This window comes from Flectobacillus sp. BAB-3569 (assembly GCF_002270355.1).
Taxonomy (GTDB): Bacteria; Bacteroidota; Bacteroidia; order Cytophagales; family Spirosomataceae; genus Flectobacillus; species Flectobacillus roseus.
Map to the genome: position 1 here is coordinate 15,321 of NZ_NJFZ01000023.1, position 11,843 is coordinate 27,163.

The 11,843-nt window shown below is 38.6% G+C and carries 7 protein-coding genes and 1 pseudogene; 7 read left to right on the top strand and 1 reads right to left on the bottom strand.

The genetic code is table 11. The features are described 5' to 3' along the window. The first annotated feature begins 96 nt into the window (after nucleotides 1-96). The 7 genes from BWI92_RS27070 (at nucleotide 97) to gldF (ending at nucleotide 11,505) form a co-directional block, all read left to right on the top strand. Nucleotides 97-564 carry a hypothetical protein gene (locus tag BWI92_RS27070; protein WP_141234861.1) on the top strand — a complete coding sequence of 156 codons (468 nt, stop codon included), beginning with the start codon at nucleotides 97-99 and terminating at the stop codon, nucleotides 562-564. After that, a complete protein-coding gene (gene sprA / locus BWI92_RS20885) occupies nucleotides 495-7,463 on the top strand; it encodes a cell surface protein SprA (protein ID WP_095166451.1) in 6,969 nt (2,322 codons plus the stop codon). The genes BWI92_RS27070 and sprA overlap by 70 nt, the downstream gene beginning before the upstream one ends. Before the next feature lie 361 nt (nucleotides 7,464-7,824). Next, nucleotides 7,825-8,205: a glycine cleavage system protein GcvH gene (gcvH, locus tag BWI92_RS20890; protein ID WP_095166452.1), complete on the top strand. Its 381-nt coding sequence runs from the start codon at nucleotides 7,825-7,827 to the stop codon at nucleotides 8,203-8,205. A gap of 85 nt (nucleotides 8,206-8,290) precedes the next feature. Further along, nucleotides 8,291-9,553 carry a dihydroorotase family protein gene (locus BWI92_RS20895; RefSeq protein ID WP_095166453.1) on the top strand — a complete coding sequence of 421 codons (1,263 nt, stop codon included), beginning with the start codon at nucleotides 8,291-8,293 and terminating at the stop codon, nucleotides 9,551-9,553. Nucleotides 9,554-9,566: 13 nt separating this feature from the next. Beyond that, the gene (locus BWI92_RS20900) at nucleotides 9,567-10,094 is read left to right on the top strand and encodes a DUF4199 domain-containing protein (RefSeq protein WP_095166454.1); all 528 of its coding nucleotides are present in this window, start codon (nucleotides 9,567-9,569) and stop codon (nucleotides 10,092-10,094) included. Between the two features lie 57 nt (nucleotides 10,095-10,151). Beyond that, nucleotides 10,152-10,667, top strand: coding sequence for a DUF4199 domain-containing protein (locus BWI92_RS20905; RefSeq protein WP_095166455.1), 516 nt, complete (start codon nucleotides 10,152-10,154; stop codon nucleotides 10,665-10,667). Nucleotides 10,668-10,785: 118 nt separating this feature from the next. Further along, a complete protein-coding gene (gene gldF / locus BWI92_RS20910) occupies nucleotides 10,786-11,505 on the top strand; it encodes a gliding motility-associated ABC transporter permease subunit GldF (protein WP_095166456.1) in 720 nt (239 codons plus the stop codon). Nucleotides 11,506-11,537: 32 nt separating this feature from the next. Here gldF and BWI92_RS27395 read toward each other — a convergent pair. After that, a pseudogene (locus tag BWI92_RS27395) lies at nucleotides 11,538-11,843 on the bottom strand (hypothetical protein); the annotation flags it as partial.

Sequence of the window (11,843 nt, forward strand, 5' to 3'; positions counted from 1 at the left end):
AAAGCCTATGCTTCAAAATATAAGAGCTTGTTGGACGTTTTGGCTTTGTTGTGCCATTTTGAATTCACCAAGATTTTGACTTTTAAGCAATCAACTGTGCAAAGGAAAAAGTTTTACATACTTTCTGGAAGTTTAGTTTTATCGGTATTTGCTTCACTCGCGTGGGAGTTCCCACTGCGTAGTCCTGAGTCTCTCTGGACAAGCAAGCCGTTTTTAGGCGTTTCTGTACCCGCCGATACGGTACAGAAGTCGGGACGTCGTCCCAAATATAAAATCAAAGACCGTTACACCAACCGTTTTTCGGATCGATCGCCTTCTTCTCCATTTATCATAAAGGATACTAAATCGACTTCCACAGAATTTAAGTTGGATTCGGCTGGGCGTATAACGGTTTATGAGAAACTAACGGGCTCTGATGCCAATTACAGGCCATCACAACAGATGACCTTTGAAGAGTATCAGCAAGTGCAACAAAATCGTTTTGTTCGAGACTATTGGAAAAATATGCAGCCTCTCAAGATGGAAAAGATGAAACACGAGGGCGGGGTATTCTACCTAAGATAGAACTTCCACCTGCTATTGACCGAATTTTTGGCGGGTCTGAGATAGATTTTAAACCCAACGGAAATATCTTACTCGACATTGGTTACATTGGACAGTTTATCGATAACCCAGCCATCCCTGTTCAGCAACGATATATCGGAAACTTGAACTTTAACGAGCAAGCTCAAATTAACTTTCAAGGAAAAATTGGTAATAAGTTTAATCTCAATACCAACTTTGATACTAAGGCAAGTTTCAATTTTCAAAATCAACTCAAACTTAACTGGCGCTCAAATGAAGAAGATATACTCCAAAACATCGAAGTAGGAAATACCTCTTGGACGCTCAATAGCCAACTTATTCCAGGTGTTCAGAACCTATTTGGTCTGAAAACTTTGATGCGTTTTGGTAAAGTAGATGTTACTTTGGTCGCTGCACAACAGCGTTCCAAACAAGACTGTATTACCCTAAAAGGTGGTTCGCAGGGTAAAACTTTCGAAATTCGGGCAGATAATTACGACGAAAACCGTCACTTTTTCCTATCGACATTTTTCCGTAATAAATACGAAAGTTCACTGAAGAGTGTCTCGGTAATGTCTTCTGGCGTTTCGACCAATTCTTTGAATAGTACTACTTCTTCTACTGATTTATCTCAAAGTTCACGTAGCACAACGAGTACCGAAACTGCCTATATTTCTTCTGGTATTACCATTACTCGTTTAGAGGTATATGTTACTAACCGTTCTCAAAATACAGAAACACTACGCAATATCGTAGGTTTCTCTGATTTGGGTGAAGGTGCGCCAACCAACCCTTACAATCCCAATAATGGAGTAGTACCTACCTCGGGAGTGAATGGGGGCACACCAGTGAACAACAAAAATAACACGCTTTATAATAAGTATTTAGATCCAAATTCTGCGAATACAGAAATCCGTAAAGCAGACCAAACTACAAGTTTGCTCGTAGCCGATGGCTTGGATAAAGGTACCGATTTTGACGTATTGCGTGGTGCCAAAAAACTTACAGAAAGAGAATATCGTTTTAGTCCTGAATTGGGTTATATTTCCTTGATTACGCCACTTCGTAATGATGAAGTGCTTGCGGTATCTTATGAGTATACCATGAATGGTCAAAAATATAAGGTAGGAGAGTTAACAGAAGACTACCAAAACCGTCAAGACAATGAAGTATTGGTTTTAAAGCTTTTGAAGTCATCGACCGTTCGTAACGTATTGAATCACCCGATGTGGAATTTGATGATGAAAAACGTTTATTCATTAAATGGTTCTCAGATTTCTAAAACAGGTTTTCAATTACGCGTTATTTACAAGGACGATAATACAGGTATCGACAATCCAAGTTTGTTGGAAGGTCGAAACTTGAAAGATATACCATTAGTTCAAGCTTTGGGACTTGATAAAATGAACCAAAATGGTGACCGTCAAACCGATGGAAATTTCGATTTTATTGAAGGAGTTACGGTGGATAGTAGAAATGGTAAAATCATTTTTCCTGTCCTTGAACCATTTGGAGGTACTCTCAGAAAGAAATTTGAAGCAGATGAGTCACAGTTGGTTGATAAGTATGTATTCGATAAACTCTATACATCGACACTAGCCGATGCACAACAAATTGCGAGTAAGAATAAATTTTTCTTAAAAGGTAGTTATCAATCATCACTTGGTGGAGATGTAAACTTGCCTTTGGGGGTTGACGGTAACTCTGTTCAGGTAACTGCTGGTGGGGTATCACTAACGCCAGGGGTGGACTATATTGTTGAACCACAAGTAGGGCGTGTCAAAATCCTTAACTCTGGAATTTCAAATTCAGGAAGAGAAATTAGAATCTGTTATGAAAAACCAGACCTATTTAATAATCAGATTCGTACCCTTTTAGGGACGCATATTGATTACACTTTAGGTAAAGATATTCACTTAGGTGGAACATTACAGCGTCTCTCAGAAACACCACCTAACTTCTTACGAAGAGTGCAAATGGGTAATGAACCAATCAATAATACGATGTTTGGTTTGGATGCTGCTATTCAGAAAAAGTCGTTACTCTTGACCCGTTTGGTTGATGCTTTACCATTGATTTCAACCAAAGAAACTTCAGCCATCGATTTTCAAGGAGAATTTGCTCGACTTATTCCTGGGGTAAATAGTGCCGTGAATAGTAATGCCTTTATCGACGATTTTGAATCTGCTAGAAATATTTTTAGTCTAAATACCCAAGCAAACTCTTGGAGACCTGGGTCTGTCCCAAAAACAATTGTGCCCATTACGTCCCCTAACTCAACGGAAAGCAATTTTAATCGTGCAAAAATATCAGCTTATACCGTCGATTACAGTTTGTATGGAACTAGTAGTTTGGAAACTGGTAGTTTGGGGATCAATTCGCAAGACGTAGCAAACTATGCTTACGAACGTGTGGTGTCATCTCAAGCTTTATTTCCTAACCGTTCGGTAGTTAACAACATCAATATACCTGTCGGAATTTTGGATGTTTCATATTTTCCAGGAGAGAGAGGGATATATAATTACAATCCTAAACTGGATCAATTTATAGCCAATCCAAAGAGAAATTTTGGCGCTATTACACGAGCGATTAGCTCAGATACAGACTTTGATAATGCCAATATCGAGACCTTAGAGTTTTGGATGATGGATCCATTTGCGGAGGTAGATGCAGGCGCAACAGCAAATTCTGGAAATAGAACGGGTATTGTTCGTTCCACTGGTGATTTTGACAAAGACAAGGAGGCTAGTTTGATTCGTAATCGTACCGGTGGAAAACTGATATTCAACCTTGGAGATATTTCTGAAGATTTTATACCTGATGGACGTTACAATTTTGAAAATGGTATCCCTACAGGGCAAAAAATTACCCAAGGTTCTTTGGCGAATGTAGACTCTACCGTTTGGGGACTTGCGCCTACTCGTCAATTTGTAACCAATGCTTTTGACTTACAAAATGGTCGTGAACAGCAGGACGTAGGTTTGGACGGTTTGCCTAATAACCCAACAAGTTTTGATAATATTTGGAATGAAAAAGCAAAGTTTGCTGATTATGTTCGAACCATCCAAGGGTTGAACATTGATGCAAATATCAAGTCTGAAATTGAAGAAGACCCTTCAGGTGATGACTTTATTCACTACCTGAACGAACGATATAGTAGCACTTCCAGCCTTGTAAAACGTTACAAAAATTACATGGGCTTAGAAAATAACTCTCCGCCCTCTTCAACAAGTACAGCATCGGGTTATACAGAAGCTAGTAATCAACAACCAGATAGAGAGGATTTGAACAATGATAACACCATTACTGACACAGATGCCTATTACGAGTATGAACTCGATATGAAAAAGGAGAAAATGGCGGTGGGTCAAAATTACATTGTTGACCAAATCACAGAAGGAGGAGTAAGCTGGTATTTGTTTAGAATACCAATCAAAAACTATTCAAATAAGGTAGGTAATATCAATGGATTTAAGTCTATGCGCTTTATCCGAATGGTTACTACTGATTGGGAAGCACCTGTAGTATTTCGTTTTGCTTCTTTCCAATTGTCGGGTTATCAATATCGTACCTACACTGGCGAATTGACGCCAAGAGGTCTACAAGAAGTTCCAGAGCCTTATGATGCAAACTTTAAGGTTTCGACGGTAAATATTGATGAGAATGGACCTGCCAACAAAGCTGGTAAAACTGTACCATATGCAGTGCCACCAGGCTTTGAACGAGATCGTGATGTAACTACGGTAAACAATGTTGCCTTGAACGAACAGTCGATGTCACTTTGTGTCGACGGTTTACGTGATGGCGATTCGCGTGCGGTTTTCAAGAATACCGTATTTGATTTCTTGAATTACAAAAATCTAAAAATGTTTATCCACGCCGAAACAGACGATGCAAATACAAGAACAGGAGATATTTCAGCATTTGTAAGAATTGGTACAGATCAAACAGATAACTATTATGAGATAGAAACGCGTGGCTTATCAATTACACCAAAGGGCAAAGGATCTTATTTGCCACAAGAAGTGTGGCCACTCGAGAACGAAATAGATATTCCTTTTGATGCTTTGCGGGCAGCAAAACTAAAGCGTGACAACGCTCAAGTAGCACTGACTACGCCATATCTTATGGATAGTGTTGTGGGTAACAATGGACAATTATATCGCGTGCGTGTAGTAGGACGACCTGATTTGAGTGCTATAGTTTCCTTAATGATTGGGGTTAGAAATCCTAAATCCTCAGATGAGTTGCCTAAGTCATTTTGTATTTGGGTAAACGAATTACGCTCAAGTGGATTTGATCAAACTTCTGGCAATGCCGCTGTAGGGAAACTAGGTCTCAAGTTGGCCGATTTTGCTAATGTTACTCTAAATGCCTCCTACAAAGGATATGGTTTCGGAGGTGTACAATCAAAAATTTCTGAGCGTTCACGTGAGACATCCTATGCGTATGGAATCGCTGCTACGATTAACGTAGATAAGTTGTTTCCAGATAAATGGGGCTTGAGAATTCCTTTGTATATCAGTTACGATAAAAGTAATTCGACACCACATTTTAACCCTCTTGATCCTGATATTCCGCTCGAACAATCGCTCAATAATATTACGGATCCAGCCAAAAGAGCTATGCTTCAGAAAATTGTAGAAGATAACTCTGAGCGCCGTGCGATTAACCTTACCAATGTTCGTAAGATAAAAGTTGGAGGAGGAAAGGCTCATTTGTGGGATATTGAAAATATTGCCATTTCATACTCGTTTGCTGAGCTTACCAGAAGTAATACTTTGATTGATGCCTACAAGCAAGTTTCGCATAGAGGAGGCATTATGTATGCATATGCAGGAACTAGTAAACCGATCGAACCATTCAAAGGGATCAAATCGGATTATCCTTTGTTGAGATGGATCAAGGAAATCAACATTTCTCCATTGCCGAACTCTATTACGGTGCGTGCAGATATGGATCGTAATTTTGTGAAAACACAATTGCGTAATGCCGAACTGACTACCGACGGCGTTGCACCAATGTTTGAAAAATATTGGATGTTTACTCGTCAGTATAACTTAGGTTGGAATTTGACCAAATCAGTTATTGTAAACTACGCTGCCAACGCCCGTGCCATTATCGACGAACCTCAAGGGGAGATTGATACACAAGCCAAAAAGGATTCGGTTTGGAGAAGCATTAAGAATTTGGGTCGTACCAAAAACTTTGACCAAAACTTCGGTGTAGTTTGGAGATTACCGCTCAATAAGTCGCCATTGACCGACTGGATGTCTGCAGAATATAGTCATAAATTTGGCTATCAATACTTGGCAAGTTCGTATGACAGTCGCGACTCCTTGGATGTCCCATTAGGAAATTTGATTAAAAATACTCGTGAAAGAGGTATTAATGGTAAGATTGACTTTGTGGCATTGTACAACCGTGTGCGTGCTTTACGTTTGGCTAATCAGCCAAGAATTGAACGTAAAAACGTGGCTCGAAGCCCTGGTGATGATGAAGATATTATCAAGCCTCAGCCAACTTTTGTACGAAGTGTAACAAGATTGATGATGGCTATTCGTGGTATCAATGTCAGATATACCATTAATGAATCTACTACTTTGCCAGGTTTTATGCCAGGGTCGGGTATCTTGGGTATGAGCGCTGCTGATGGCTCGGCACCAGGGTTTGGGTTTGTAACAGGTAGCCAAGACTATGATGTGTTGACCAGAGCAGCAGCCAATGGCTGGTTGTCGAAAAGTATTGTTCAAAACGTACCATTTGTCCAAACCAAAACGCAAAATTTCACATACGGCAGTTCAATAGAGCCATTTAGAGATTTTAGAATACAGTTGGAAGGTAAGTGGAGTAGAACAGATAATTACCAAGAGTTTTACCGTCCGACAGAAATGGGAGGGGCTTACAAACATCAAAGTCCAGTGCGCTCAGGTAATTATCAGATGACATTCCTATCATTCTTGACAGCATTTGACAGCAATGCACCAAATGAGTCGTCGGGTATTTTTAACAGATTCAAATCGTATAGAGATATCATCAAGAAAAGACTAGAAGAGTCGAGAGTTATTACTGGAAATGAATCTTATGATATTAATTCTCAAGATGTGTTGATTCCAGCCTTCTTTGCAGCGTATAGCGGTATTTCACCAAACAAAGTAAGCTTCTCTCCATTTGTGAATATTCCTTTGCCAAACTGGCAACTAGATTACAATGGTTTGAGCAATGTTGGCTGGTTCAAAGAGCGTTTCTCAAATATCTCGATTACACACCGTTATAGCTCAACCTATTCGGTAGGCAACTTTGTGTCGTCGTTGGAATATGATAATCCATTTGAGTTGAAAATAGATAATATGCTATATCCACTTTCAAGTAAAGTAAATGAGCAAGGTTTTTTGATTCCTGTATATGTCATGAGTACGATTAAATTTGAAGAGAAATTTGGGCCATTTGTAGGATTTAACGCTACTACCAAAAACAAAATCTCTCTTCGTTTGGAATATGCACAAGATAGAAGTGTAGGCTTAAACTTATCAAACTCGCAAGTGGCTGAGCTTAGTAATAAAGATTTTACTTTTGGAATGGGCTTTACTAAGGCAAATATGTTAGTGCCATTTAAGGTAAATGGTAGAAAAGTTCGATTGCCAAACGACATGAAGTTCCAGATGAACTTGACCGTTAGGGATACACGAACGATTCAAAGAAAGCTTGATGCTGAAACTGTGGTGACCAATGGGTATGTCAATTTCCAATTTAGACCGCAGGTAAGCTACAACGTCAACAAGCGATTGAATGTGAATATGTACGTAGATAAGATGTTTAATAACCCGTGGGTATCTACTTTATATTATCGCTCAACGATAGCGGCTGGTTTCCAAGTAAGATTTAGTTTGTCAGATTAAGCCGAAGGAGATAGTAATGTACAAAGGATTATAAAAATCATCCATTTCGGATATTGGATGTTGGATTTCGGAAGCATAACCTACTTTTTTTGAACCATATTTGGTAAAAAATGAAGGTGTATTTTTATATTTCCGAAATCAGAAATCCCAAATTTGCAATAGTTTTAAAACCTTCGTATAGTCTTATTAAGAAGTTGCTAATCAGAAAGATATTCTAGCTGAGTTCACTTTTGATTTATAGCATTAGTTTGACCTAAACTAAATCATTGTTTGAAAGATTGTCATTTTGATGTTTTTCCAGTAAATTGCACCATAATTCTTCAACAAAATTATCAAATTACAAACTGTAAACGCATAAGAGATGAATTTCCCAGCAGAACTTCGCTATACGAAAGAGCATGAATGGATTAAGGTAGATGGAGACGTTGCCATCGTTGGTATTACTGATTTCGCGCAAGGCGAATTGGGCGATATCGTTTATGTTGAAATCGAGACGGTAGGTCAAACTTTGGCTGAAAATGATATTTTCGGAACAGTTGAAGCCGTAAAAACTGTATCTGATTTGTTCTTGCCAATCGCTGGAGAAATCCTTGAAGTAAACCAAACTGTAATCGACTCACCAGAGACAATTAACTCTGACGCTTACGGTGAAGGTTGGTTAGTAAAAATCAAACCATCAAATTTGGCTGACGTAGATGCTTTGATGGATGTTGATACTTACAAACAACACATTGGACTTTAATTTAGATTACTATTTTGTATAAAGCCCTGTTTTTCAGGGCTTTTTTTTGACCATATATCGAAGTACGATTCGAGTAAATAGCACAATGAAAATCCTGATTCGTTCCGCAAAAATTATCCAAAAAGGGGCTGACCTCAATGGACAGGTCAGAGATATTTTTATCGAAAACGGTGTGATTCGCCAAATAGGCGAGCAGATATCTACCGAAGCTGATGAAATTATTGAAGGTGAAAATCTATGTGTTTCTTTGGGCTGGTTCGATATGCGTGTACACGCAAAAGACCCAGGCTATGAGCACAAAGAAAGCTTGTATTCACTAGAAAAAGCAGCCCTTGCGGGTGGTTTCTCTGAAATCGCATTGTTGCCTAATACCAAGCCAACGGTTCAGACTCGTGAAAGCGTTCACTATCTTCGTAAATCGGGTGATATTATCAAGTTTCATCCATTAGCCGCAGTTACGCTTAAATGCGAAGGCAAGGATTTTACCGAAATGATTGACTTGCATCACGCTGGAGCAGTGGCATTTACTGATGGAGAACACCCTATCCAAAATCCAGATATTTTCCTCAAAACACTACAATATCTTTCGCCCATCGGAAGTCTTTTAATCAACCGTCCAGAAGATACTGATTTGACTCATTTTGGGCAAATGCACGAAGGTTCTGTAAGTACGCTTATCGGGATGAAAGGGATGCCTCAAATGGCAGAGGAAATCATGGTGATGCGTGATTTAAAACTATTAGAATATGTAGTTGATACGCCGTTTGCAGAAGTGGATACTACTTTACCACTTTTACATTTTGCGTGTATTTCAAGTGCAGAATCTGTTGAGTTGATCCGTCAGGCTAAAGCAAAAGGGTTACCAATTTCTGCTGATGTTGCTGTACATCAACTTTGTTTTACAGAAGATGATTTGATGGGTTTTGATACTAATTTTAAAGTAAATCCTCCATTCAGAACGCAAAAGGATGTAGCAGCTTTATGGGCAGGATTGGCAGATGGCACCATCGATACGATTGTTTCTGATCATAATCCGCAAGATGATGAATCCAAGAATCTAGAATTCGATATGGCTGACTTTGGAATTATTGGTTTAGAAACACTTTTTGGTGTGGCAAATACTTATAACGTTGGTTTATCACTAGAAGACTTGATTGATAAAATAACGATTCAACCTCGTAAGATTTTACGCTTAGCACAGCCACAAATTGCAGAGGGAGCAAAGGCTAACTTGACAGTATTTGAACCTGAAAAGGAGTGGACTTATTCCACTATTCTTTCAAATTCTAAAAATACACCATTCTTAGGTAAAACGTTCAAAGGCAAAGCTTTGGTAGTGATTGCATAAAATCTAAAAGTTTATGTTTAATAAGACATTTTGGAAAAATAGCCTCAAGTTTGGTGCCATAGCAGGCATTGCCTGTTTGGGGTATAGCATTGTTCTTGATTTAATTGGAATTACTCCGATTTCGGGTAAGTTATTCCCTAGCAATATTTTTATTTTGATTGCTTCTGTACTGGCTGTAAAAAGCTATCGAAGAAATAACCCAGATGAAACACTTCACTTTTGGGAAGGTTTGTCTGTGTGTTTTGTAGTAGCGTTAACGGCTTCGATTATTGTTGGAGGAGGCTTGTATTTATTTTACTCAACAGAGCATGGGCAGGCGCTATTGGCTAAGTTTGTGGTAGAGGCCGTGAAGGAATATACCACCGCCAAACAGCAGATTATTAAAGAAACTAATCTTGTCTATTTTAATAATTTGATTGCTGGTATTAAGGCTATTGATCCTGTATCTATCGCCTTTACAGAGGTAAAACAACGCCCTCTTATTGCTATTTTACCATCCATCATGATTTCTTTGTATTATCGTAGACAGTATGTTAAATAGCATCAGCAAATCGCTGGTCTGCTATTAAACCAAAGTCTAAACTTAAACAAATCAATCATGGAAAATCAAACAACTACCACAAAAGTTGCGCTCAAATGGGGTATTATTATTGGTATTTGTAGTGTCGTATTTAGTACCCTTATTATGGTGCTAGGAATGGTAGGAAATCAAGCTATAGGTTTCGTTGCTTATATTATTATTGGCATCGGGGTATTTATGGCTATGAGTGCCTACAAGAAAGAAAACAATGGTTTTATGAGCTATGGACAAGGGCTCGGTATCGGAGCGCTGATGGCTGCAGTGAGTGGACTGTTATCTAGTGCTTACAGCTTTGTTTATATGAAATTCATCGACCCTTCGGTGATGGACCAAATATTCAAAAAAGCTGAAGCTGATATGGAGAAAAAAGGACTTTCGCCTGAGCAAATAGATCAAGCTATGGAAATGTCCAAAGTATTTATGAGTCCAGGTGCCATGTTTGTGTGGGGAGTAGTGGGAAGTATATTGTTGGGATTTGTCTTTTCTTTGATTATTGCAGCATTTGTAAAGAAAGATAAACCAATTTTTGACTAAGCTATCAGGTTAAAAACTTATTATAAAAGGCTTTTGCTAGTGGAGAAATACTTCTTCACTAGCAAATTCGTTTAATAGGAGTGTCAGTTGAAATGACTGTAAAAAATATACAAACAATATGTTTCAAATTTTTCAAAAAGAAGTAAATTCCTTTCTTAATTCGCTCATTGGTTATATTGTAATTGGCGTATTCTTGACCGCTACTGGACTATTTGTTTGGTTCTTCAAGGACAATGTACTTGACTATGGTTTTGCTGACTTAACGTCCTTTTTTCAAGTTGCCCCATTCATTTTCTTGTTTTTGATACCTGCTATTACGATGCGTGCTTTTGCTGAAGAATTCAAAACAGGTACTATTGAGTTACTCTTTACCAAACCACTGGGCGCATGGGAAATTGTTCTTGGAAAATATTTGGCTAGTTGTTTTCTGATTTTATTATCCTTATTGCCTACGCTTCTTTATTACTACTCTATTTATCAATTAGGGAATCCGCAGGGAAATATTGACTCCGCTGCTGTAATGACTTCTTACATGGGATTGTTTTTCCTAGGATGTGTATTTGCTGCATTGGGAGTATTTTCCTCTTCTTTGACCGATAATCAAGTGGTGGCTTTTGTGATTGGCTTTGTGATGTGTTTAATCTTGTACTATGGTGTAGGAAAATTAGCAGAATTATCACTCATGGGTTCGTTTGGTTATATTCTTGCGCAAATTGGCTTAGACTATCAATTTGAGGCCTTAAGTCGAGGTTTAATTGATTCTCGCAATATCCTTTATTTCTTATCTGTTATTGCGATTGCTCTGTGGGGAACCACCTTGAAGGTTACGCAAAAATAATAGGCATTTATTGACTATAAATCAAACATGAGTCATCCCGAATTTTGTTGTGCGAAGTAGCACCATAGCATGTTTTGGATGGCCGTTCTCAATCGATAAATCGGTGTCAAAGCATTTTGGCACCGATTTCCTGTTCTATGAGCAAATTGATTGATGATTATCTTGATAATAGATGGCCAATTCCTGATGAGTTTCATCAAGAAGTCGTAAATGAGCGTGACGATGGCTAATAGTTTGAGGGTATTTTCGAAGAACCATAACCTAGGAGATTCAATAGCTAGCTCAGTTTTGGCGAATCTAAACGCCTGTTCGATATTCCATCGGTGCATGTAGCTATG